The organism is Flavobacterium cerinum (assembly GCF_004028155.1).
Lineage (GTDB): Bacteria > Bacteroidota > Bacteroidia > Flavobacteriales > Flavobacteriaceae > Flavobacterium > Flavobacterium cerinum.
On the sequence record NZ_SBII01000011.1, the window covers coordinates 47262 to 71050 of the forward strand.

Here is a 23789-nt window from a genome sequence, read left to right on the forward strand (position 1 = left end):
ATGGATATCCCTTCTATAGAAACAGCATCACAGCAGGAAATAAAAGCTTATCAGGAGTTAAGACTCAAGGAGGCACTGCACTATGCTGCAACAAATTCTCCTTACTATAAAAGGCTTTTTAGTAATGAGAATATTGCTATAGACACTATAACTACTCTTGAAGACTTACAACAACTTCCCGTTACCACAAAAGAACATTTACAGGAATACAATGATGATTTTTTATGTGTGCCAAAATCACAGATTATCGATTACACTACAACATCGGGAACATCAGGCAGGCCAGTAACTTTTGGATTAACCGATAAAGATCTTGACCGACTGGCTTATAATGAAGCGATATCTTTTATCTGCTCAGGCGTAAAAGAAGGTGATGTCGTTCAGTTAATGACCACGATGGACAGGCGTTTTATGGCTGGTCTTGCATATTTTTTAGGTCTGAGAAAAATAAAGGCAGGGGTTATTCGTGTGGGTGCCGGAGTACCCGAGCTTCAGTGGGATTCGATACTTAAATACAATCCGTCCTACCTTATTACGGTTCCGTCATTTTTGCTAAAGCTTATTGAATATGCCGAGGCTAACAATATAGATTATAACGCCAGCAGCATTAAAGGTGCAATATGTATAGGCGAGCCGCTAAGAAACCAGGATTTCTCCAACAATACACTTTCTCAGAAAATTACTGATAAGTGGGATATTAAACTGTTCTCTACTTATGCTTCGACCGAGATGAGCACCGCTTTTGCAGAATGCGAATATTCCTGCGGAGGGCATCATCATCCGGAACTTATCATTGCCGAAGTACTTGATGAGAACGACAAACCCGTAGCTAATGGAAACATTGGTGAACTGGTGGTAACTACATTAGGTATCGAAGGGATGCCGCTTATTCGTTTTAAAACAGGTGATATTGTACAACTGCACCATGAACCTTGCCAGTGCGGTAGGAACACGATGCGTGTAGGGCCTGTAGTAGGCAGGAAACAACAAATGATAAAGTACAAGGGCACTACGTTATATCCGCCCGCAATGATCGATCTATTGCGCTCTTTTCCGGAAATACAGAATCATATTATTCAAATAAGTACGAATGATCTGGGTACCGATGAAATATTGATTAAAGCAGCTGCTATAAATCCTACAGAAGAATTATTAGTACAGATTAAAGATCATTTCAGGGCAAAGCTTAGAGTAACACCAAAAATTGTTTTTGTATCTGCCGAAGAGCTTAACAGTATTATGTTTACGCCTATGAGCCGTAAGCCGGTTAACTTTATTGATAAAAGAGTATAAGTAGTAATTAAAAATAAGCTCTTAGCTGTACATTACCTGTATGTATGGCCTGGCTGGTTTCACTTTTTCGCCCCTGATAATTAATGTTGATGTCTAAAAACTGGGTCAGGTTTTTTTGGATCAGCAATCTCCAGGTAAGGTTTTGTCCCGGCTGTAATCCTTCAAGCATTTGGTAAGCAGCAGGTGAAAGTTCATTACCTGCAAAATCATTTTTGTATAATGAGAATTCGCCGCTGGCGGTAAATTGTTTTTCTGAAGCATAGGTAAAAGAAGTACCTACACGCTGCTGGTACAACGTTTCCATTTCGCCTATGCGGTTTTCTTTGCTTTTGTATTCATAGAACAAATCCCAACTTGCATTTCTTGAAAAAATATAAGAAAGCTTAGGCGCGAGTCCAAAACCTTCTACTCTAAAATTTTTACTTCCATAATTCTCTGATGCAGTTGCCGATTGAAGCGTTTGCCCCGAAAAACCAAGCAGCCACGTTTTTTTAACCAAGTGAGCATATTGCAGTTGATGTGAACTGTTGCTGTTTTCCTGAGAGCCAACAGTAAGCAATGTTTTTGCCCTGTTTTTAAGGTAGGTGTAGGTAATAGAATGATCCTGTTTACCCCGATTGTAAAACAAGCTGTTTCGAATACTCGAGTTAACGCCCAGCAGGTTTTCTTCACTGGAAGAAAACGGATTCAAGTCGAAGTTATTGGTATCTCTTTCAATTTTACGGTCAATAAGAAAAGAGGTCTGGTTGTAAAAATAGGATAACAGTTTTTTAAACCCGGTGTTGTTTTGCCACTGGTTGGGATTAAGGGTAAGTGATTGTGAGAACTTATTCTGGTGAGTGCGCACAAATACCTGATTGGGTAAAAATACCCTCACAAACGTAGCCTTATCCGGGAAAGGAGCGATCTCAAACTCTTGTAATTCCTGTACGCCGTTGCCATTATAGTCATTCCATGTATACACGCCCTGCCCGGGTTCTACCTGTAAGTAGGTAAATTCCTGTTGGGCTATAGTTCCCGATGTAGTTTCGTAGGCTGTTGTAACCTGTACCAATTGATCCCAATAACGATCATTATATAATAACCTTGAGTTTAACGAAGGTTCGCTCTTAAATTTAGGATCTTCAAACTTTAGGTTACGATAGTTCACAAAAAGGGTTAGGTCGCTTTTCTCGGTTTGCAGTAATCTTGATTTTAAATAGTAAGATCGTGAGGTGTTTACTTTTTTAAGTACACCATCAACAAGACTGTCATTTGCCCTTTGCAGGTAGCCTAATTCTACATATACCTTAGTACTGTCACCACGGCCTACAAAAGCACCAAACTCTGTAAAGCGCTGGCTTAACGGACTAAATTGTTTAGTCTCTTTTGTTTTTTCCTGGTTGTCTTCCAAACGAACGGTACCACCCACCCAGTTTTTGCCTACATGGTATTTTGCCAAAGCCTCATTACGGATAAATGTTGAGGTAGAGTAGTTGCTGTCGCTTTGCAGCCAGCTGCCGCGGTTTTGAACTAAAAGCTTATTAAAGGTAAGCCTGCCATCTACCACATGGCGGATACCGTTAAAGGCACCCGAGAAATCCAGCTTTTCCAATTGGTAGTTAATCTGTCCTTTTTTGGGCAGTCTGAAAGTTGTACCAGTTACAAGATAGCTTTGATTACCCTCGGTCGTTAAAATGTTTGAGAGGTTCCAGTCACGGTTGAATTCGATATTAAAAAGACGCTCAATTGTCCTGAAATCTTTCTGGATAAACTGATAGTTGGCAAAAGCATCAAGCTCCCAGGTTCCTGTATATAGTCGTTGTTTTGTATTTAATTTACCTGCATAACCCTGATTATTTCCATCGTCTATTGGGGAGAAAAGGTTGAGGTCATTGTTGCTTATTCCCAGTTCAAAGTCAACACTGGTTTTCTCACTCGGGTTGAATTTACCTAATAGCGTTGCAATTTGAATTTTAGTAGGAGCTGTAAGCTTTATTATAGGTTCGTAGTTACCCTGAGGGATACCGTTTATAGGTTCGGCATATTGATAAATACGTCCTACAGCAGCGGCATTTGCCAGTATGTAATTTCCCTGATTGTTTCCCACAAGGCTAAAGCGCACATTGTACAATATATCATTAGGGTTTTTAGAGTATTCAAAAACTTCGGTTCCGTTTATATTTACTTTTTTGTAAAGTGTTTTGTTTTCAGAATAACTGTCAATAAAAGCAGAAGGCGCAGTCATTTGGTTGGTATTGTCTCCTGCTTTTTCCAAAATAGCGACCTGCTCTTTAGACAGGTTTTGTTGTAACGGCTGGTTCTTCACATCATTTTCAGAATATACAAAACCGCCAATGCTCCATTTTTCTGCTTCATGGGTTACACCACCATAGGTTACAAAGCGGGTATAGTTACGATCTGAATACTGGTATTCTACGTTAATACGCATTTCTGATGTAATAGGGAATAGCGAGGTAAAGATGATCTCTCCGGCATTATAGTCAATGATATAATCGTTGTTCTCGCCACGCTCTAAAAGTATTCCGTTTACAAATACGCGTTCAGACCCGGATATTACCAGTATGTACAGCTCATCATTAGGGCCACGCAGCTTATAAGGTCCCTGGTTGCCTTCCTGGCCTGTAAAGGTACTCTTGGCATATTGTCCGCGTACTAACGCCGCTGCGGCAAATACCGAGGTTTTATTGTCTTCATCACCAAAAGTGAAAGCTGTAGAAAGTCCCTGTACCTTTTTATTGAAATTTAAAAAGCGGGACTGCCTGTTCTCTAAAAAGAGATCGCCTGCGCGAATGCTCCATTTATCGGTATACATTTCGATAAAGATCTGGTCGAATTCATCCAGTTTTTGAGAGTAGCCACCTTCTTGTAACGGAATGTTGGTATCCTGTATGGAGGCCCGCAAACTCACTTTGTCGGACAGCTTTCCGGTTATCTGTAAGTCGAGGTTCGAGTTTACTACAGCACTTTGGTTGTTACCCACGGTAATACCCCGGGTAATACTTCCTGAAGTAGTAAGTCCGTCAAAAGGTTTATAGGTACTGAGTGGGTCACGGGTCACTTTGTAAAGCCCCTGAGTGGCACCATTACTAACCACACGGCTTTCATCATAAATGCTGTATTTTTTGGTAAGGTAGTCGGGGTAGCTGAGGTAACGAACAGTAAGAGTATCCTGAGAGGTAAAGCCGTTTTTAAAAACAAGGGTGCTTTTACGGAAATCTACTTTATAAAAAGAAGTGTCTATTTCTTTGCCTTCACGGTTCTGGAGCTTAAAAAACACTTTGTTGATGCTCACACTATCGATCACTATAGTGTCCTGAGTAGCAATTATTTTTCGGTTTTTATAGGGCGTAGTTATTTCCTGACCGTAAAGTGCGGAAACACAAAAGAGTAGCGCCAGTAAAAGCCCATTTTTAAACATACTTTAATATAACTCCAAAACGGCAAAAGTAGTGTATTTAGTGTGAAGATTTAAAAGGATTGGGCTGTGGTCTTTTCCAGAGGTAGATTCCTTACTTTTCATTAATTGTCCGTAAGGCTCTTTTTATAATGTAAACAGTTTGTTTTGTTGTGTTCTGTTTCTCCCATTCTGAACATAATTGTACTACAAAAGAGGGATTTGTTTTTCCGGCATCATTGAGCCAGTTGGCTACACTATTCTGTACATACTTAGACGGATCTGAACTAAGTGGACTTAGGATGCTTAATGCTATTTCAGGATTTTGCTTTAAAATCTCAATATGTTCACACCAAACACCTCTTGGGCGTGTTGCTTCACTGGCAAAACGCCTTATGTTTTCATCTTCAGATGATGTCCATGTACTCAGTACGCTAATACTTTCAGTAATATTATCAATAATATCTTTTCGTACTGCCATCCAGCTTATCTCACGCACACCAAAGTGCTTGTCAGCAGCAAAGTGCTGTATCATTTTTAATTTTTCATTTAGTGGGATTTCCGGGTCTTTACCAATGCTATAAGCTGCCCAGCATCGGGCCATATCGGCTTTGTCTGATTTTAACAGGTTGAAGAAATCAGTGTCATTATGGATTGAAGTCAGGGTTAAGAGTTCATTTCCTATGGCTTCATTAATGGTGTTAACGGTTTGGTTTTTTAGATTTTCAAGGGCTTTTAGAACGGGTTTCAGATAAGCAGTCCGGTTATATTTGTTTAAAATGTTTTTAAACAACAATTTCTGGTCTACGGCGAGCCATTCTGTTAAGTTAACGGTAGCGGTTTCGCCTTTGTTTAGTTGTTCCAAAACGTACGGAGGTATTTCTTTAATAGATCTTGCTCCTTTTCTTGATTCGCTCATAGTTTGGTTTATCATTTAAGCTCTTTGATTTTAAAAGCCACTTCATTTTTTAATTAGTTTTGCAAAGGTTAGCAATGTTTATGGGGCTTGCAATACCGCATATTTTTATCACATAGGGATAAAAAAGTCAATTTTATGAAAACAAAGGAGAGAACAATAGAAGAAAAAATATGTCCGTTAGAATTTGCTGTTAATACGATTAGTGGAAAGTGGAAAATACCCATAGTCTGGCAGATCAATGAAGGCAAGAAGCGTCCGAGTGAATTTTTGCGTGGTATAGGAAAAGTAGACAGGCGGGTATTAAACCAGCAGCTCAAAGAAATGGAGAAAGATGGTATTCTTGTGAAAGAAGCGTTCAATGAGCTTCCGCCAAGGGTTGAATATTCTTTAACCGAAACAGGTAAAAGCCTTGTTGAGGTTTTATGGCTGCTAAACAAATGGGGGGAGACTTTACTGGATAAAAATTCTGATCTGGAATAAATATAAAAAACCCCTGACAGGTAGTATTTTGTCAGGGGTTTAATTTATAGAGATAGGTTTAGTTGAAACTAATTATGCTTCTTTAGTTACGATCTGCATTGTTTCACGGCTTATCTGTCTTACCAGTACTTCTTTGTTCTGGGCTACAGCACCAGCCGATTTTTCATTAAAATGGCGGATGGTATATAATGAAACATTGTCATTATAGGTTACCTGGAATTTTTTAGATAGTATGTTTTTTAATTCAGTGAAATTGCCAAATTTATCATCTACACATACAGAGAAGCTAATCGCAGAGTTCTGGATAAGGTGCACTTTCATCTTGTATTTATGTAGTAATAAGAATATCTCGCTGATGTTTTCTTCCATAATGAATGAAAAATCAAGCGATGATAATGATATGAGCAATTGATTCTTCTTAACGATAAAGCAGGAAGTATGCGGTTCAAGATCGGCACCTTTGCTCACACTCGTACCCGGTAATAGTGGGTTTATAAACGATTTTACATAAAGCGGAATTTCCTTTTTCTGTAACGGCTGTAATGTTTTAGGGTGAATAACTGTAGCACCATAAAAGGCAAGCTCGATAGCCTCGCGATAAGAGATCTGGTTTAAGAGGATTGCATTTTCAAAGTAGCGTGGGTCGGCATTTAGTACACCAGGTACGTCTTTCCATATTGTTACGCTCTCTGCATTAAGGCAGTAGGCAAATATAGCAGCGGTATAGTCAGATCCTTCTCTTCCTAAAGTAGTCGTAAAGTTATTCTCATCAGATCCAAGGAATCCCTGAGTGATGTTAAGGTTCTTTTTCTTAACGCCTTTCGCGATGTTTTTCTGGGTCTGATCCCAGTCTACAGAAGCATCACGGTAATTGTTATCGGTTTTAATGAATTCTCTAACATCCAACCATTGATTTTTAAGTCCACGGAAGTTAAAGTAATGGCTAACTATTGTTGTAGACATTATTTCACCAAGACTAACGATCTGGTCGTATACAAAGTTGTAGTTTGGCGACTTGTTGTTTTTCAGGAAGCTTTCTAAGTCGGCAAAAATTTTGTTTACCGCAGCAAACACTTCATTTTTATCGTCTTCAAAAAGATCCATTAATATTTGGTTGTGGTATTTCTTGACTTCCTGTACAGAGGCCTGCAGCTCTGCTGACTTATCAATGTAGTTCTTTATAACCACCTCAAGTGCGTTGGTTGTCTTGCCCATGGCAGAGATTACCAGCAGCACATCATCATGGCCTACTTGGTCTAATACACTGTATACATTTTTAATACCGTCGGCATCTTTTACAGATGCTCCTCCAAATTTGAATACTTTCATCCTGAAAAATGTTTATTCTGTTACTAAGTCTAACGTAAATTTTGTAATTCCTTCCTCGTCCATTTGTACCGTAAGCCAGTCCTGTAATATTGTAGCGCCAGAACGTTCGTAGAAATTAATGGCATGGGTATTCCAGTTAAGCACTACCCATTCTACACGGCGAACACCATCTTGTTTGGCAAACCTTATCACTTCTTTATAAAGGGCGCTTCCGGCACCGGTTCCTCTTTTTTCCTGTTTTACAATAAGATCTTCCAGGTGAATGGTTTTTCCTTTCCAGGTAGAGAAACGATAGTAAAACAATGCCGTTCCTATTATTTCGCCGTCAACTTCTGCAACAAATGTATGGAATAGGGGCATGTCGCCAAATCCTTCTTTTATAAGTTCGTCTACAGTAATTGCCACAGCGTTAGGCTCTTTCTCAAAAGTAGCAAGTTCTTTAATAAGATCCAGTACTGCCGGCATGTCTTCTTTCTGTCCTTTTCTAATTAACATGAGTAAAATTTGCGCAAAAGTACGAGCAAAAATGTATCGAAATAATAAATTATTATCATATCACAAAAATATCGATATTTGTGCCCTCTAACACAACTACAACGTTTTAGTAATGAAAGAACGCAACAAAACATTAGGCGAATTTATTATTGAGAAGCAGGAGGATTTTAAGTATTCTTCGGGCGAATTATCCAGGCTTATCAACTCGATACGATTAGCTGCTAAGGTGGTGAATTACAAGGTGAATAAGGCAGGATTAGTCGATATTATTGGTAAATTTGGCGAGCAGAACATACAGGGTGAAGACCAGCAAAAACTGGACGTATATGCTAACGAAGTATTCATGCAGACACTGGTAAATCGTGAGATTGTTTGCGGTATTGCCTCTGAAGAAAATGACGATTTTATAACAATTCAGGGTAACGACGGATTACATAACAACAAATATGTAGTACTTATCGACCCGCTTGACGGATCATCTAACATTGATGTAAACGTTTCTGTAGGTACTATTTTTTCAGTTTACAGAAGAGTAACGCCTATAGGAAGTCCGGTAACACTGGAAGATTTCCTTCAGCCGGGAGACCATCAGGTTGCAGCCGGTTATGTAATTTACGGAACATCTACCATGTTAGTGTATACTACAGGTAATGGTGTAAACGGTTTTACACTTAACCCTGCAATAGGTACTTTTTACTTATCGCACCCTAACCTGAAGTTTCCTAAAGATGGAAACATCTATTCTATCAACGAAGGAAACTACGTTCATTTCCCACAAGGGGTTAAGGACTATATTAAGTACTGCCAGCTGGAAGAAGAAGACAGGCCGTATACATCCCGTTATATAGGAAGCCTTGTATCTGACATTCATCGTAACATGATAAAAGGCGGAATCTATATTTATCCAACAAGTTCTAAAGCACCAAACGGTAAATTACGTTTGCTGTATGAATGTAATCCAATGGCTTTTATTGCAGAACAGGCTGGTGGTAAAGCCTCTGACGGATTTGGAAGGATAATGGATATTGTTCCTACTGAACTTCATCAGCGTGTACCGTTCTTTTGCGGAAGCTACAACATGGTAGTGAAAGCAGAAGAGTTTATGACAAAAGCATCCGAAAAATAGATAGCATAAAAAATCCCGCCATTGGCGGGATTTTTTTATTTGTTCATGTGCTGCATTTCGTAAAGGAAAGTATCCAGATCTACGCTTAATACAAGCAATGATAATGATTTGTCTACAATATAGTGTACGTTGCCCGGTGTAAAACCTAATGCAAGTGCAAAACGTGTAAGTATTTCTTTTTGTCTTGGTCCTAGTATGTGGTCTGCATATACCATTCTTGAAAGATCATACAAACGCTCCAGCCTATGAACGTGAAGGTAAGGCGGGTTGATAGGGTATTGAGTAGGGTTGGCAAGGATTTCTGTGTACTCTTCGCCCGAAATTTCAAGCTCTTTTGCAAGTTTGTCAAGAAAGTGTCTTTCCTCTGTACTAAGGTGGCCGTTTTCCATAGCAACTCTTACAATAGAAGCAAAGTGACCTTTATTCCTATTTTTAAAACCGCTGTCGAATAAATCTGAAATAGACATATTTTATCTGTTAATATTATAAGGAACAAATATACTTCTATATTTTATGCTGAAATAATTTTTTAAAATAATTTAGCTAAGATTGTGCTCTTTATAACCATTTTACGGTATTAAAGTATCCAAAAAAAATGTAAGTTTACGGTTTAAATTATCATAAACTACATTATGTCGGATTTTGACTTGTATTTTAATATGGGACTAAGACATGTGCTGGATATCAATGCATATGATCATGTGCTGTTTTTAATAGTGCTAACGGTTCCCTATATTTTTAAAGACTGGAAAAACGTATTGCTGCTCGTAACTTTGTTTACGGTAGGCCATACGGTATCGCTTATTTTGTCTGTTTTTGGTGTAATTACAGTAAATGCAGGTGTTGTGGAGTTTTTAATACCCATTACGATTCTCATCACGGCATTATATAATATATTTAAAGCCTCCAGGAAATCGGCAAAAAACAGCAGTATAAACTTTATAGCTATAACCACATTATTCTTCGGGATCATTCACGGTTTGGGCTTTTCTAACTATTTTAAGATCGTAGTCAATAAAAATTCCAAAGACAAATTAATGCCTCTATTGGAATTTGCATTAGGTATAGAAACAGCTCAGGTAATTATTGTACTGGTGGTATTGTTGCTGTCTTATATATTACAGGAGTTCTTTCGTTTGTCAAAACGCGACTGGATATTAGTAATGTCGGCATTTGTTGCAGGGGTTGTAGTGCCTATGATTACGGGTAGTGAAATTTGGTAATCTTTTAACGTTATAAGAATCTGCTATACCTTAATTTTAAGGTGCAGGATTTGTTCCTCATGATGAAAGAAAAAAAACAAAAAAAATACGATAAAGCTTATTTAAGAATTGCAAAAGAATGGGGACAGCTGTCTTATTGCACGCGTAAAAAAGTTGGCGCAATTATTGTAAAAGATAGAATGATAATCTCTGACGGTTATAACGGGACGCCGTCCGGGTTTGAGAATTGCTGTGAGGATACTGAAGGCACGACCAAATGGTATGTGCTCCATGCTGAAGCAAATGCAATATTAAAAGTTGCCCGTTCAACACAATCCTGCGAAGGCGGAACGCTGTACATAACCATGTCACCCTGTAAAGACTGTAGTAAATTAATACATCAGTCCGGAATAAAAAGAGTAGTGTATAAAGATGGCTACAAAGATGATTCGGGCATTGAATTTTTACTTAAAGCAGGTGTAGAGGTAGCGCACATTCCAGATTTGGAAGTAGATATACATGAAGATTAAGAAAATTTATTTACCGATAATAGTATCATTGGCGCTTGCCATAGGACTGCTCATGGGCAGTTTCCTTAATTTCCCCGCCGAACAGCGCGGAATGATATCCGGCTCTAACAAGAGCAAACTAAACAAACTTATAGATTTTATAGACAGGGAGTATGTAGATGAAGTGAATACCGACTCTATTGTAGATATCACTGTAAACAGCATACTCGAAAAGCTCGACCCGCACTCCGTTTATATTGCTAAAAATGAAATGGAAGAGGTGGCTCAGAGCATGAAGGGAGATTTTGTGGGCATAGGGGTTAATTTCTATATGTACAAAGACTCGGTAGCGGTTATAAAACCAATACCCGGAGGGCCGTCTGAAAAGGCAGGAATTAAATCGGGTGACCGTATATTGTATGCTAACAATAGTAAGCTTTTTGGGCGAAAATTGCCGAATGATACCTTGTTCTCTAAACTGAAAGGTGAAGAGGGGTCGAATGTAACGCTTACAATTTTCAGAAAGAGTGAAAACAAAAAATTCAAAGTAGATGTAAAACGCGACATAGTACCTATTAAAAGTGTAGATGCTGCTGTTATGGCCGATAAAAAAACGGGTTACATCAAAATAAACCGTTTTGCAGAGACTACTTACGATGAGTTTCATAAAGCACTGGAAGGCCTTAAGAAACAAGGTGCTTCAGAACTGATAATCGATCTTCGTGATAACGGAGGAGGTTATTTAGAGAAAGCGGTTCAAATTGCCGACGATCTTTTAAAAGACGGGCAGCTTATCGTGAAGACTAAAAATAAAAAGAACCGTGTGGATAAAACCTATGCTACAAAAGAAGGTAGTTTTGAAACCGGTAAACTATACATTCTGATCAATGAAAATAGTGCTTCGGCAAGCGAAATCCTTGCAGGAGCTATTCAGGATAACGATAGAGGTGTAATTGTGGGGAGACGTTCTTTTGGTAAAGGACTAGTACAGCGCGAAATGCCTTTGGGTGATGGTAGTGCAGTACGCCTTACGGTAGCCCGTTATTATACGCCTTCAGGCAGATCAATACAGCGCAGCTACTCTCATGGTGGTGCTGAATACTTTAATGAATTCGAGAAACGTTTTGAAAGCGGTGAGCTTTATGCCGCCGATAGCATAAAAGTTGCCGATACGCTTAAATTTAAAACCGCTAAAGGACGTATTGTGTACGGCGGCGGCGGTATTATTCCAGATGTTTTTGTGCCTCTTGAAGGTAAACATGGCGATGAGGCCGTTACTATGATAATGCAGAGCGGTGTTGTGAGCTATTTTGTGTTTGAACAACTGGATAAAGAACGTGCCGTATTTAAAGGATTATCTGCACAGCAGATAACTGATAAAGTTGTTGAAAATGATAAATACTTTAAAGCCTTTGGCGCATATCTTGCCAAGAACGGACTTGTATTTCATTTGGATCAGCATAAGGCGAAAGTAAAACATTACCTGGCTGCAGAGTTTGCAAGACAGCTATTAAGCGAAAAAGCCTACTATGAAATGATCCTTAAAGAAGATAATATGGTAAAGGCTGTATTGGAACATAAAAAATAATATTAAGTGCTCATGGCACTTGCAGATAACAAAAAAGCGGGATTCATTATGGATCCCGCTTTTTTGTATTGTATAATAGTTGTTGTAAACTACTTTCTGGTGCTATCGTGATATTGTGTAGGTTTGCCATCATTCCAAAGTGTAAGGATATCTGTTCCTACTGCTGCGCCACTTCCGGCTGCTATAGATAACTGGCTTCTATGACCTGCAAGTGTTCCTGCAACATAAATGCCCGGGGCTACAAGATGATCTTCATTTTTAAGCTGTATACGGTTTTTTTCCGGCATTGCTTTCTTGTTAGGAATAACATAGTCCATAAGCCCTTCTATAGCAAATGTATTTGCAGAGCCTATTGTTACAACTATCATTTTTGTTTTGTAAGTACCTTTGTTTGTAGTAACGATAAAGTTACCCGCTTCGCCCTCAACACTCATTACCTTTTCGTTAGGTATCTGCTCCATTTCAGGATATAGATCGCTTAATTGTTTCAGACTGGTTTCCATAAGGTCTAAGCCTAATGTCCCTGCAGGAATGCCATAAGCATTATTAAAAAGAGCATCTTGTAAAGAGGTTGCCTTTTGGTGGGTAAAGATTCCTGTTTTCTTACCTTCGGCGTATGGTCGCTTTAGTGCGGAACCTATAATAAGTGCACAGGAAACGCCCGAAACGCCTCCTCCAATAATTAAAACGTCAAACATAAATTTTAGTGATTTCTGGTTTTTTCCTCGATGTTTTTAGCCATTCTAAAAATAACCAGAATACAAACAGCACATAAAGAAGCGATGATGCCTATAAGTGCAACTAAACTATTTCCTGTTAACAGGTTATCAAAATCAAGTAGGGTGATGTTGAAAATAATAAGCGCTAACGCGATAGTCATTAAGGTGTAAATAAAAATTTTCATTATATAGTATCTTTTATTTAAGATAGGTGATTGGTGTTCAGTGCGGGAAATTAATGAATATAATATTATAGAAACAATTGTTTAACATTAGCTGCAAATAATTTAACAGCTATTGCAAGGAGTACAACTCCAAAAACTTTACGGATTACGCCAAGACCGTTAACGCCTAAAATGCGTTCTATTCTTGCAGAAAGCTTTAGTACAGCAAAAACAACTATTACATTGATTACTATGGCAATAATAATATTTATTTTTTCAAATTCTGCGCGAAGCGATAGTATCGTTGTCATGGTTCCGGCTCCGGCAATAAGTGGGAAAGCTATCGGGACTATAGAGGCTGTACTTGGGTTGTCTTCTTTGTAAAGGCGTATTCCCAGGATCATTTCTAATGCAAGAAAAAACAAAACAAAAGCACCTGCAACAGCAAATGAATTAGCATCAATACCGATGAGTTTCAAGATTTCTTCTCCTACAAAAAGGAAAGCGATCATGATTACCATAGCTACAATTGAAGCCTTTTCTGAGTGTATGTGGCCTACTTTATTACGTAAGTCGACAATTATAGGAACACTACCCACGATGTCGATTACTGCAAACAGTACCATGCTGGCTGTAAATACTTCTTTCCAGTCTAACTCCATATACATTAATGTTTAGCTCGCAAAGGTATTAATAAATATGATATATTATTCTTATTGAAAAAGCGGGTATGGTTATAAAAATAGCCGGAATGCTTTAAAACATTCCGGCTATATTGATTTAGAGTACTGAGAAATTTATTTTTTATTGATAATTTCGATGGCTTTCTCCAGTACTTCGTCCCTATTTTGCCTAACTCCTGCAATAGTGGGCTTAATAGTAATATCCGGTACTATACCTATGCGCTGTGTTTCTTTTCCGTCAGGATAATAAACACCAATACCGCTCATGGCTGTCTTTATATTTCCAGGTAAGATAATGCGCGAAAGATTTCCGTCTGCCCCCGCGGTAGTCGATCCAATAACAGTTGCTTTTGGTGCAGTTCTAAAAGCCATCGCAGTATATTCTGCCTGGCTTTGAGTTGTTTCATTTACCAGAATTACAATCTTTCCTTTGTAATTATCCTTACTCTCTTTACCTACAGATACTGGCGGGGTATAGGTGAAAACTCCTGGTGATTGAAAGTTTGTTGCAGAGAACTTCGCAAAAGATGTTGACTTTGGGGTTAAGTATTCGCTCAGGCTAAAAACGATAAAGTCTGACGGATAACAGCGCAGGTCAATTATAAGCCCGTCTGTATCTTTTGCAGTCTCCATGATTTTCTTCAGGTAAGAAGATTTTATAGAGCCGGGAAATAGGTAAGCGATCTTAGGTGAAAGCATTTTAAAGCAAGTGTCTTTAGCCTGCTCCTTATATATTTTATAAATGTCTATTTTATCGTCAGGGTAAGTATTGATTGTAGTTTTAAGTGTTTTCTTGTCCCTTTTGTAGGTAATGTTCATTGTGCTCTCGTTAGTGCGCATTATTTGTACAGAAAGGTCCCTTAGTTGTGTCTCATAATTAGATGCGGGAATGTATTTAAGGCTGTTTTTTACAATATCGGCTATGGGTGTATTATTGATCGCTGTAATAACATCACCTTTTTTGAGTCCTGTTTTAGGTCCGAACTCGTTGTCTAAAAAGGCTGTTACTACGGGTTGTCCTTCTGTGAAAGTAACTTTAACGGGAGCATAATTTATTCCCCAGTATTTGTTTATGCCGGTATAGTCGCCCCATGCATTTGCGTGGGTGTCGTGAATGCGGGCAATTATTTCAAGGCATGCAAGGTGGTATTCGCTCTCATTTTTAGCATTGTTGAATTTAGGGGTAAACTCTGTTAATATGTTGTTCCAGTCTTCACCAATAATATCCCTGTAAGGGAAAAAGTAATTAATAATGTTCCAGTAGCGATATAGTGATAGCATACGAAAGCCGGCATCTGGGTATTTCATTTCGGCATAACCTTTTTCATTATCAAACAGCGTATTTCCAACACCTGGAGCAAATTCTACATATTCATTTCCGCCGCTTCTTTCGGCGTCCCTTACTTTATATAATTGTGTTTTTAACTGCGAACTGCCTATTTTTTCGATCCATCCAAGATTGGCCTGCATTCTAATCTGATTTATAGAAAGTGCTTTTTCCTGTTTTATTTTAAACTCTCCTAATGATGCAATCCATGCCAGAAGTGTTTCGTCTCTCTGCTGTTCGGTTTTTGATTCCAGTATTTTAGGCATTACCCTGAACAGCTCATAATCCCAGTTGTAATTTCCTGATGCTACTGCCGGATGATAATACTTTAGAAAGCCCCAAACCTGACCTAAAAGTTCAATATTTTTTGTGTTTTGTTTATTAAGTACAATAGATGTAATAGTAGACCCTTTGTCAAACTCGGTATCCTTGCTTGCTTTTGATGCTTGTTTTTCTGTCGGTTTTAAATCGTTTATGTTTTTATCGTTAATAAAGACTTCAAAATTATCGGCCCATACTTTTCCCGCTCCGGTGTGTATGGCACCTACAAAAATCTTTCGGGCTTTAGGAGATAAAGGCAGCTTTATGGAATATTGCTTCCAGTCTGTTGTGCCGGTAATTCCTCTGTCGTTCATGTTGTCCATTTGAAGAATTTTCTCGGAATCATCAATACGCATTATAAGTCCGGCAAAACCTTCTTTGACATCTTCGGTTTTTAGGTAGGCTTTTAGTTCAATAGTTTCTCCCGCATAATTTGCAGGTATTGATAATACAACACATCCAAATTCGGCTTCTTTTCCTTCAGGCACCAGTGATACTGACGATTTTCCATGCTGTGCAATGGTTTTGTCGATAGCGATTTTGTAGTCTTTACCCCAAACGAACCAATTATCGGGGAGACTTTCTCCTGGGGTTTGTTTTTCAAAATCAAAATTAAAGCCGCTTGGTTTATTGTCTTGGCAAAATGATTTTGCACTGCAAAGCAGCAAGAGGGGAAGGATAATTTTTTTCATAACGGTTGGTTTAAAAATAGTAACGGTATTAAAAACGTATTGGTATAACGAATAAATGGGAAAAATGTAACTGTTTATTTACGAAAATTTTTAAGGCATCACCAAATGACATTTAAAATTGAATTCGCTAATTAGTTATTTTTTTTGTCAAAGCTGTCAATTGGCTACTGATAGCTAAAGTTTGACTATCTTTGCAGCATGTTTCAACTGGGAAAAACAATAGTGTCTGAAGACATACTGGAAAAAGAATTTGTATGCAATCTTTCGGCATGCAAAGGGGCTTGTTGTGTAGACGGAGATGCCGGAGCACCGTTAAATGAAGAGGAAACCAAAATCCTGGAAGCGATCTATCCAAAAGTAAAACCTTTCTTAAGAAAAGAGGGTATTGCTGCAATAGAGGCTCAGGGAACATGGGTTAAAGGTACTGATGGCGATCTTGAAACGCCGCTTATAGATAATAAAGACTGTGCTTACGTTATTTTTGACGGTAAAACTGCGCTTTGCGGTATTGAGCAGGCTTATAATCAAGGAATCGTAGATTGGAAAAAACCTGTTTCCTGTCATTTATACCCTATCAGGGTAAAAGACTTCACAGAGTTTGCCGCTGTTAACTACGATAAATGGGATATTTGCAGCGATGCGTGTTCTTTGGGTAAAGAGCTGGAAGTACCGGTATACAAATTTGTTAAAGAAGCGCTCATTCGCCGTTTTGGAAAAGACTGGTATGAGGAGCTTGAAAAAGTAGCCGGGGAGCTTAGGGAAAACCCTGTGCAGAAACGTCGCTAAACCCTTTAAAACGCTAGTTTTTACATCTTTTCTTACAGAAATTTTTTTAAACTTACTTTTTGTAATATATTGAAAAACAATATATTACAAACACATGTTCTTGTTGTGAGAAATTTAACGTTGTTAAAAACTATAGGCAATTGTGAATAAGTTTGGCTTTCATTTTTTAATGTAAATGCCAATCTTTGTACTCACTACTTGAGATGACAACATCTATTCTATAATACTATAAAAGTCAAAATAATATGTCTGCAATCGAACCCATTTTACAGGAAAATAAAAACAGATTTGTAATTTTTCCAATAAAGCACCATGATATATGGGAGTGGTATAAAAAAATGGAAGCCAGTTTTTGGACAGCTGAAGAAATTGATCTTCATCAGGATCTTAATGACTGGAATACTAAACTTAATGAAGACGAAAAATACTTTATTAAACACATTCTGGCATTTTTCGCAGCGTCTGATGGTATTGTAAACGAAAACCTGGCTGAAAACTTTGTAAACGAAGTGCAATATGCCGAAGCTAAGTTTTTCTATGGTTTCCAGATCATGATGGAGAACATACATAGCGAAACCTATTCCCTGCTTATAGATACATATGTAAAAGATGAGACAGAGAAAGATCAGCTTTTCCATGCACTTGAAGTGTTTCCTGCTATTAAGAAAAAAGCCGACTGGGCATTGAAATGGATTGATTCTGACTCATTCGCTGAAAGGCTTATTGCTTTTGCAGCGGTAGAAGGAATATTCTTTTCGGGTGCATTCTGCTCTATCTTCTGGCTTAAAAAACGCGGACTTATGCCGGGTCTTACCTTCTCTAACGAATTAATATCCCGTGACGAAGGTGTGCATTGTGATTTTGCAGTGCATTTACACAACCATCACCTAGTGAATAAAGTGTCTAAAGAAAGAATTAGAGAAATTCTTCTTGATGCACTTGATATTGAAAGAGAATTTATTACTGAGTCTTTACCTGCCAGCCTTATTGGTATGAATGCAGTGCTAATGACACAGTACTTAGAATTTGTAACAGACAGGCTGCTTGTAGAATTAGGCTGTGAAAGACAGTTTAATGCAGGTAATCCGTTTGATTTTATGGACATGATATCGCTGCAGGGTAAAACAAACTTCTTTGAAAAAAGAGTTTCAGAATACCAAAAAGCAGGGGTAATGAACAAAGAAGGCGGCGACTCTCAAAAAATTAGTTTTGACGCTGACTTTTAAAAACAACCCATCTATACCTGATTGTAAGGTGCACCCCGGTGCCCTGATTGTTAACCTTAAAATTGTTGCCCTATGTATGTAGTAAAAAGAGACGGAAGAAGAGAGCCGGTAATGTTTGATAAAATCACTGACCGTGTTAGAAAACTGTGCTATGAACTAAACGAACTGGTAGATCCGGTTAAAGTGGCAATGCGTGTTATTGAAGGTCTGTATGATGGTGTGACCACATCAGAACTTGATAACCTTGCAGCAGAAACTGCTGCATCAATGACAATTACACACCCTGATTATGCTCAGTTAGCTGCCCGTATTGCGGTGTCTAACCTGCATAAAAATACAAAGAAATCGTTCTCAGAGACGATGTCTGATATGTACCATTATGTTAACCCAAGGACAGGGCAGGAAGCACCTTTGTTGTCTGACGAGGTGTATGAAACTATTATGGCTAATGCTGAGATGCTGGATTCTACCATCATCTACAACAGGGATTTTAACTACGACTACTTTGGATTCAAGACGCTTGAGCGTTCTTACCTTTTAAAATTAAACGGACAGATTGCCGAAAGACCACAGCACATGCTTATGCGTGTATCTGTAGGTATTCACCTTAATGATATTGAGTCAGTTATAGAAACCTATGAACTGATGTCTAAAAAATTCTTTACTCACGCTACGCCTACGCTATTCAATTCGGGTACGCCTAAGCCGCAAATGTCGTCATGCTTCCTTCTTTCAATGAAAGATGATAGTATTGATGGTATTTATGATACACTTAGAAGTACTGCAAAAATATCGCAGTCTGCAGGAGGTATTGGTTTGTCTATCCACAATGTAAGAGCTACAGGTTCATACATTCGAGGTACAAACGGTACATCAAACGGTATTGTACCAATGCTGCGTGTGTTTAATGACACGGCACGTTATGTAGACCAGGGTGGAGGTAAGCGTAAAGGAAGCTTTGCAGTGTATATTGAACCTTGGCATGCAGATATCTTTGATTTCCTTGATTTGAGAAAAAACCACGGAAAAGAAGAAATGAGAGCACGTGACTTGTTCCTTGCTATGTGGATTCCTGACTTGTTCATGAAACGTGTACAGGAAGACAGTACCTGGACATTAATGTGCCCTAACGAATGTCCGGATCTATACAGTGTGCACAGTGAAGAGTTTGATGCACTTTACCTTAGCTATGAAGCAGCTAATAAAGGTAGAAAAACCATTAAAGCACGTGAATTATGGGAAAAAATACTTGAATCACAAATTGAGACAGGATTGCCTTATATGCTTTACAAAGATGCGGCTAACAGAAAATCGAACCAGAAAAATCTTGGTACGATCCGTTCTTCAAACCTTTGTACAGAGATCATGGAGTACACATCTGCAGATGAAATTGCAGTTTGTAACCTTGCGTCGATATCACTTCCAATGTTTGTTGAAGGTGGTAAATTTAATCACGAATTCTTATATCAGGTTACTAAGCGTATAACTCGTAACCTTAATAAAGTTATAGACAGGAACTATTATCCAGTTAAAGAAGCAGAAAACTCTAACATGCGCCACCGTCCGGTAGGATTAGGTGTTCAGGGTCTTGCAGATGCCTTTATATTAATGCGTCTTCCGTTTACAAGCGATGCTGCTAAAGAATTGAATCAGGAGATATTCGAAACAATATACTTTGCTGCGGTAACCGCTTCTATGGAAGAGGCAAAAGTAGAAGGTCCATATTCGAGCTTTAAAGGTTCGCCAATATCTCAGGGAGAATTCCAGTATAATCTTTGGGGACTTAAAGATGAAGATCTAAGTGGTCGTTGGGATTGGGCTTCACTTCGTAAAGAAGTTATGGAACACGGTGTAAGGAACTCACTGTTAATGGCGCCAATGCCTACAGCGTCTACATCGCAAATACTAGGTAATAATGAGGCATTTGAGCCTTATACATCAAACATATACACAAGAAGGGTACTTTCCGGTGAGTTTATCGTTGTAAACAAACACCTTCTTGAAGATCTTGTGAACTTAGGTTTATGGAATGAAAACCTTAAACAGGAGATCATGAGAGCAAATGGATCTGTACAGAATATCGATATTATCCCTCAGGATATTAAAGAACTGTACAAAACTGTTTGGGAATTGAGTATGAAAGACATTATTGATATGTCACGCCAAAGAGGTTACTTTGTAGACCAGTCGCAGTCACTTAACCTGTTCATGGAGAATGCAAACTTCTCTAAGCTAACGTCAATGCACTTTTATGCGTGGCAGAGCGGCCTGAAAACAGGTATGTACTATTTGAGAACGAAGAGTGCTGTAGATGCTATTAAGTTTACACTTAATAACGATAAAAAAGTAGAAGAAGTACCAGAGGTTGTGGCAGCGCCAAAACCTGCAGTTGTAGTTGCGGCAGAAGAAATTCAGCCTATACCGGCAAGCGAGTTTCAGGCAATGCTGGAACGTTCGAGAACCGCTGATCCTGAGGATTGCGAAATGTGTGGTTCGTAAATAAATCTTTCAATAAAAGTAAATAAGGAGCAAATGCTCCTTATTTTTGTTTTCAAAAACAAATAAAGTTTAATTAGATCAGGCGCTTTACAATTATAAGATCCATTTTTAGAAATAAAAAGGGACGGCGTTAAATAGATATGGAAAAACCTGTAGAAATAAAACCGGGAATGCTGGCTTCACGAACGAACAGGTTTGTGAATTTTATTATAGATAGTATAGTTGTTGGGCTTATTCAGTTTGGAGCTACCGAAGGTTGTAATGCATTGTATCATAAATTTGGTAATGAAGCCTTAAATATCGGTTTGCCGGTATTGGGTAACATAAAATATTTATTACTGGCAACAGCCTTAAATATAGTTTACTTTGGGTTGTTTGAAACTTTGACTATGCGAACACCAGGTAAGTATGTAACCAACACTATGGTGGTAAAAGATGATGGTACCAAACCAGGTGACGGCCGCATTTTTTTAAGAACATTGTGCAGGCTTATACCTTTAGAATTCCTTTCGTTCTTATGGAACCCGGGTGTAGGATTACACGATAGCCTTTCGAGAACAAGGGTAGTAGATATATATGAATTTAATAGGAGACATCAGACTAAAGATGTTGAAGATATAGGAATTAACGAAGAAAAATAATAGAAATGTCAAAAGATAAAAAAGGAGTTTACTCAGGAATTATTGAGAAAGATGAAAATGGTAATTACTTTTGCGGAGAGTATATGCTGGATTACCAACGTGTAGAAGAGAGCTTTAAGCTGGGCGATAAAATAACTATCAAGTCGATTATAGAGAATCCAAGCGACAGAAGTTTTGCACAGTATCCTAAAAAATCACGTGATTTCTTTTTATTCAATTTAAAGAAGTAAGCAATTTAAATACGAGCAATTGAGCGCATTATTTTTTACAGACAGAAGCGAGGTAGATATTAAAGACGTAGTTTTTAATGAAGCAGTTTCTGTGCAGATAGAACAGTTTTTAAAAGAATACCAGTTTAGGGATATCCTGGACAGCTATGATTTGCCTGTAAACAACAAAATGCTGCTGTATGGTAAAACGGGATGTGGTAAAACCATGACTGCAAAAGCCATAGCAAAGCAGCTGGACAGGAAAATAATTGTAGTGAATCTTTCGGCGATAGTATCATCTAAGTTAGGTGAAACAGCCAAGAATGTTGCTACCTTGTTTAAAGAGGTGAGTTATCACGATTCTGTGCTGTTTTTTGACGAATTTGATACTTTGGGTCAGGTACGTGATTATGATAGCAAAGACAGTAGTGAAATGAAGCGTGTGGTGAATGCCATTCTTCAGTTGATTGATAACTTCCCTAAGAATTCAATTCTTATTGCGGCGACAAATCAGGTAAAAATGATAGACGAGGCATTGATCCGTAGATTTGAACTGCGATTGGAATTTACTTCACCTGCAAAAGAGGTACTGGATGTGTACTATGATAAACTGCTGATGAAATATCCGGTTGAATTTCAAACATTGGACAGAGTTTACGAAATTTCGTTTGCGGAAGCTAAAAACCATGTGTTTAAGGAAGTGAAGAATAATATTATTAAGGCTGAAATAGAGAAATCTAAAATCATAAACTAAATGATGCAATGGGAACAGTTACTGTCTTTGAAAAGACAGGGTGATACAAGCAAAAGATTACGTAAGGAACAGGACGATACCCGTTTGGGTTTTGAAGTAGATTATGACCGTATTATATTTTCATCCGGTTTTAGAAGCCTTCAGGATAAAACGCAGGTAATACCCTTATCTAAAACCGATTTTGTACATACCCGCCTTACCCATAGCCTCGAAGTTTCTGTAGTAGGCCGTTCATTAGGAAGGTTAGTAGGTAAAAAAATTATCGAAAAGCATCCTTACCTCTATGATATTCATGGTTTTCACATGAACGATTTTGGGGCTATTGTAGCTGCAGCTGCACTTTCTCACGATATTGGAAATCCGCCTTTTGGGCATTCGGGAGAAAAAGCCATTGGAGAGTACTTTAAAACCGGAAACGGCAAACAGTATAAAGACAAGCTTACTGCTAAAGAATGGCAGGACCTTACGGATTTTGAAGGCAATGCTAATGGCTTTAACCTGCTTACATCGTCCCGTCCGGGAGTTGAAGGTGGTTTACGAATTACCTATGCTACCCTTGGGGCTTTTATGAAGTACCCAAAAGAATCACTGCCTAAAAAGCCAACGGCCAATATTGCCGATAAAAAATATGGTTTCTTTCAGTGCGATAAAGAGTTCTTTAAAGATGTCGCAAAAGAAATGGGACTTATCCCTAATAAAACAGGAGATGATATTGGTTACGAGCGTCATCCGTTAGCTTACCTTGTGGAGGCTGCCGATGATATTTGTTATACTATAATCGATTTTGAAGATGGTATCAATCTTGGGCTTATCCAGGAAGAATTTGCACTGGAATACCTAATTAAACTGGTAAAAGATTCTATCGATGCATCAAAATACAACATGCTTACCACTAAAGAAGACCGTATAAGCTACCTGAGAGCATTGGCTATAGGAAGGCTTATTGGCGATGCAGTAAATGTATTCCTTGAAAATGAAGAATTGATACTTCAGGGTAAATATCCGTATGCCTTGACAGATCAGGGTAAGTATACGGCTCAAATGAGAGATATTATTAACCTTAGTGTAAAAAACATTTATCAGAGCCGTGAAGTAGTAGAAAAAGAGGTAATAGGCTATCGTATTATAAATACACTGCTGGATACCTTTTGTACGGCTTATAACAACAAGTTTGAAGGCAATGGCAGCAACTATGATAATCTTGTATTAAAGCTGCTGCCAGAGAAGTTTATTACTGAGAAAATGAACCTTTATGACAGGTTACTGCATATTTGCCATTTTGTATCAACGTTGACAGATGGTAAGGCTGTACTGCTTTATAATACCATCACAGGAGCAAAGTAATTATCCATTGTCTTTATATGATATATAATGCTTCGACAGACTCAGTTGTTTGGTACATAACGTAACCGAGTTGAAAACTAAATAAA

The 23789-nt window shown here is 38.3% G+C and carries 22 protein-coding genes; 13 read left to right on the forward strand and 9 right to left on the reverse strand.

The genetic code is table 11. The features are described from left to right. Window positions 1-1293 carry a phenylacetate--CoA ligase family protein gene (locus EPI11_RS14600; protein WP_128390718.1) on the forward strand — a complete coding sequence of 431 codons (1293 nt, stop codon included), beginning with the start codon at window positions 1-3 and terminating at the stop codon, window positions 1291-1293. Between the two features lie 7 nt (window positions 1294-1300). Here the strand turns inward: EPI11_RS14600 and EPI11_RS14605 are convergent, their stop codons facing one another. After that, window positions 1301-4714, reverse strand: a complete 3414-nt coding sequence (locus EPI11_RS14605; protein ID WP_128390719.1) for a hypothetical protein — start codon at window positions 4712-4714, stop codon at window positions 1301-1303. A gap of 91 nt (window positions 4715-4805) precedes the next feature. After that, window positions 4806-5609: a DNA alkylation repair protein gene (locus EPI11_RS14610; RefSeq protein ID WP_128390720.1), complete on the reverse strand. Its 804-nt coding sequence runs from the start codon at window positions 5607-5609 to the stop codon at window positions 4806-4808. Window positions 5610-5744: 135 nt separating this feature from the next. On the opposite strand from EPI11_RS14610, the gene EPI11_RS14615 reads away from it, so the two are divergent. Beyond that, entirely contained in the window at window positions 5745-6089 is a 345-nt protein-coding gene (locus EPI11_RS14615) for a winged helix-turn-helix transcriptional regulator (protein WP_128390721.1), read from the forward strand. Window positions 6090-6161: 72 nt separating this feature from the next. Here EPI11_RS14615 and EPI11_RS14620 read toward each other — a convergent pair whose 3' ends face one another. Beyond that, the gene (locus EPI11_RS14620; RefSeq protein ID WP_128390722.1) at window positions 6162-7418 is read right to left on the reverse strand and encodes an aspartate kinase; all 1257 of its coding nucleotides are present in this window, start codon (window positions 7416-7418) and stop codon (window positions 6162-6164) included. A 12-nt stretch (window positions 7419-7430) separates the two neighbouring features. Continuing rightward, window positions 7431-7913: a GNAT family N-acetyltransferase gene (locus EPI11_RS14625; protein WP_128390723.1), complete on the reverse strand. Its 483-nt coding sequence runs from the start codon at window positions 7911-7913 to the stop codon at window positions 7431-7433. 112 nt (window positions 7914-8025) lie between these two features. On the opposite strand from EPI11_RS14625, the gene fbp reads away from it, so the two are divergent. Next, window positions 8026-9039, forward strand: a complete 1014-nt coding sequence (gene fbp, locus EPI11_RS14630) for a class 1 fructose-bisphosphatase (RefSeq protein ID WP_128390724.1) — start codon at window positions 8026-8028, stop codon at window positions 9037-9039. A gap of 35 nt (window positions 9040-9074) precedes the next feature. Here the strand turns inward: fbp and EPI11_RS14635 are convergent, their stop codons facing one another. Beyond that, entirely contained in the window at window positions 9075-9506 is a 432-nt protein-coding gene (locus EPI11_RS14635) for a tellurite resistance TerB family protein (RefSeq protein ID WP_128390725.1), read from the reverse strand. A 165-nt stretch (window positions 9507-9671) separates the two neighbouring features. On the opposite strand from EPI11_RS14635, the gene EPI11_RS14640 reads away from it, so the two are divergent. From EPI11_RS14640 to EPI11_RS14650, 3 genes are all read left to right on the forward strand, one after another. Beyond that, window positions 9672-10262, forward strand: coding sequence for a HupE/UreJ family protein (locus tag EPI11_RS14640; protein ID WP_128390726.1), 591 nt, complete (start codon window positions 9672-9674; stop codon window positions 10260-10262). Between the two features lie 62 nt (window positions 10263-10324). After that, window positions 10325-10771, forward strand: a complete 447-nt coding sequence (locus EPI11_RS14645; RefSeq protein ID WP_128390815.1) for a deoxycytidylate deaminase — start codon at window positions 10325-10327, stop codon at window positions 10769-10771. After that, the gene (locus tag EPI11_RS14650; RefSeq protein WP_128390727.1) at window positions 10761-12338 is read left to right on the forward strand and encodes a S41 family peptidase; all 1578 of its coding nucleotides are present in this window, start codon (window positions 10761-10763) and stop codon (window positions 12336-12338) included. The genes EPI11_RS14645 and EPI11_RS14650 overlap by 11 nt, the downstream gene beginning before the upstream one ends. Window positions 12339-12427: 89 nt before the next feature. On the opposite strand, the gene EPI11_RS14655 is transcribed toward EPI11_RS14650, so the two are convergent. The 4 genes from EPI11_RS14655 to EPI11_RS14670 form a co-directional block, all read right to left on the reverse strand. Then, window positions 12428-13036, reverse strand: a complete 609-nt coding sequence (locus EPI11_RS14655; protein ID WP_128390728.1) for an FAD-dependent oxidoreductase — start codon at window positions 13034-13036, stop codon at window positions 12428-12430. Between the two features lie 5 nt (window positions 13037-13041). Beyond that, the gene (locus EPI11_RS14660; protein WP_128390729.1) at window positions 13042-13242 is read right to left on the reverse strand and encodes a hypothetical protein; all 201 of its coding nucleotides are present in this window, start codon (window positions 13240-13242) and stop codon (window positions 13042-13044) included. Window positions 13243-13307: 65 nt separating this feature from the next. Continuing rightward, complete coding sequence (locus EPI11_RS14665) at window positions 13308-13883, reverse strand: MarC family protein (protein WP_394343651.1); 576 nt, start codon at window positions 13881-13883, stop codon at window positions 13308-13310. A 135-nt stretch (window positions 13884-14018) separates the two neighbouring features. Continuing rightward, window positions 14019-16244: a S41 family peptidase gene (locus EPI11_RS14670; RefSeq protein WP_128390731.1), complete on the reverse strand. Its 2226-nt coding sequence runs from the start codon at window positions 16242-16244 to the stop codon at window positions 14019-14021. A gap of 198 nt (window positions 16245-16442) precedes the next feature. Here EPI11_RS14670 and EPI11_RS14675 point away from each other — a divergent pair, with 198 nt between their 5' ends. The 7 genes from EPI11_RS14675 (at window position 16443) to EPI11_RS14705 (ending at window position 23703) form a co-directional block, all read left to right on the forward strand. Further along, window positions 16443-17030, forward strand: coding sequence for a DUF3109 family protein (locus tag EPI11_RS14675; RefSeq protein ID WP_128390732.1), 588 nt, complete (start codon window positions 16443-16445; stop codon window positions 17028-17030). Window positions 17031-17275: 245 nt separating this feature from the next. Then, window positions 17276-18256, forward strand: coding sequence for a ribonucleotide-diphosphate reductase subunit beta (locus EPI11_RS14680; RefSeq protein ID WP_128390733.1), 981 nt, complete (start codon window positions 17276-17278; stop codon window positions 18254-18256). A gap of 72 nt (window positions 18257-18328) precedes the next feature. After that, complete coding sequence (locus tag EPI11_RS14685; protein ID WP_128390734.1) at window positions 18329-20755, forward strand: ribonucleoside-diphosphate reductase subunit alpha; 2427 nt, start codon at window positions 18329-18331, stop codon at window positions 20753-20755. 140 nt (window positions 20756-20895) lie between these two features. Beyond that, on the forward strand, window positions 20896-21396 hold the full coding sequence (locus EPI11_RS14690; protein WP_128390735.1) for an RDD family protein: 501 nt from the start codon (window positions 20896-20898) through the stop codon (window positions 21394-21396). A gap of 5 nt (window positions 21397-21401) precedes the next feature. After that, entirely contained in the window at window positions 21402-21626 is a 225-nt protein-coding gene (locus EPI11_RS14695; protein ID WP_128390736.1) for a hypothetical protein, read from the forward strand. 19 nt (window positions 21627-21645) lie between these two features. Further along, window positions 21646-22359 carry an AAA family ATPase gene (locus tag EPI11_RS14700; RefSeq protein ID WP_128390737.1) on the forward strand — a complete coding sequence of 238 codons (714 nt, stop codon included), beginning with the start codon at window positions 21646-21648 and terminating at the stop codon, window positions 22357-22359. Between the two features lie 3 nt (window positions 22360-22362). Next, window positions 22363-23703, forward strand: coding sequence for a deoxyguanosinetriphosphate triphosphohydrolase (locus tag EPI11_RS14705; protein ID WP_128390816.1), 1341 nt, complete (start codon window positions 22363-22365; stop codon window positions 23701-23703). Window positions 23704-23789 lie beyond the last annotated feature (86 nt).

Bases quoted from the DNA above. Each gene is read 5' to 3' on its own strand.
- EPI11_RS14600 (WP_128390718.1), top strand. From the start codon at position 1: ATGGATATCCCTTCTATAGAAACAGCATCACAGCAGGAAATAAAAGCT.
- EPI11_RS14605 (WP_128390719.1), bottom strand. From the start codon at position 4,714: ATGTTTAAAAATGGGCTTTTACTGGCGCTACTCTTTTGTGTTTCCGCA.
- EPI11_RS14610 (WP_128390720.1), bottom strand. From the start codon at position 5,609: ATGAGCGAATCAAGAAAAGGAGCAAGATCTATTAAAGAAATACCTCCG.
- EPI11_RS14615 (WP_128390721.1), top strand. From the start codon at position 5,745: ATGAAAACAAAGGAGAGAACAATAGAAGAAAAAATATGTCCGTTAGAA.
- EPI11_RS14620 (WP_128390722.1), bottom strand. From the start codon at position 7,418: ATGAAAGTATTCAAATTTGGAGGAGCATCTGTAAAAGATGCCGACGGT.
- EPI11_RS14625 (WP_128390723.1), bottom strand. From the start codon at position 7,913: ATGTTAATTAGAAAAGGACAGAAAGAAGACATGCCGGCAGTACTGGAT.
- fbp (WP_128390724.1), top strand. From the start codon at position 8,026: ATGAAAGAACGCAACAAAACATTAGGCGAATTTATTATTGAGAAGCAG.
- EPI11_RS14635 (WP_128390725.1), bottom strand. From the start codon at position 9,506: ATGTCTATTTCAGATTTATTCGACAGCGGTTTTAAAAATAGGAATAAA.
- EPI11_RS14640 (WP_128390726.1), top strand. From the start codon at position 9,672: ATGTCGGATTTTGACTTGTATTTTAATATGGGACTAAGACATGTGCTG.
- EPI11_RS14645 (WP_128390815.1), top strand. From the start codon at position 10,325: ATGAAAGAAAAAAAACAAAAAAAATACGATAAAGCTTATTTAAGAATT.
- EPI11_RS14650 (WP_128390727.1), top strand. From the start codon at position 10,761: ATGAAGATTAAGAAAATTTATTTACCGATAATAGTATCATTGGCGCTT.
- EPI11_RS14655 (WP_128390728.1), bottom strand. From the start codon at position 13,036: ATGTTTGACGTTTTAATTATTGGAGGAGGCGTTTCGGGCGTTTCCTGT.
- EPI11_RS14660 (WP_128390729.1), bottom strand. From the start codon at position 13,242: ATGAAAATTTTTATTTACACCTTAATGACTATCGCGTTAGCGCTTATT.
- EPI11_RS14665 (WP_394343651.1), bottom strand. From the start codon at position 13,883: ATGGAGTTAGACTGGAAAGAAGTATTTACAGCCAGCATGGTACTGTTT.
- EPI11_RS14670 (WP_128390731.1), bottom strand. From the start codon at position 16,244: ATGAAAAAAATTATCCTTCCCCTCTTGCTGCTTTGCAGTGCAAAATCA.
- EPI11_RS14675 (WP_128390732.1), top strand. From the start codon at position 16,443: ATGTTTCAACTGGGAAAAACAATAGTGTCTGAAGACATACTGGAAAAA.
- EPI11_RS14680 (WP_128390733.1), top strand. From the start codon at position 17,276: ATGTCTGCAATCGAACCCATTTTACAGGAAAATAAAAACAGATTTGTA.
- EPI11_RS14685 (WP_128390734.1), top strand. From the start codon at position 18,329: ATGTATGTAGTAAAAAGAGACGGAAGAAGAGAGCCGGTAATGTTTGAT.
- EPI11_RS14690 (WP_128390735.1), top strand. From the start codon at position 20,896: ATGGAAAAACCTGTAGAAATAAAACCGGGAATGCTGGCTTCACGAACG.
- EPI11_RS14695 (WP_128390736.1), top strand. From the start codon at position 21,402: ATGTCAAAAGATAAAAAAGGAGTTTACTCAGGAATTATTGAGAAAGAT.
- EPI11_RS14705 (WP_128390816.1), top strand. From the start codon at position 22,363: ATGCAATGGGAACAGTTACTGTCTTTGAAAAGACAGGGTGATACAAGC.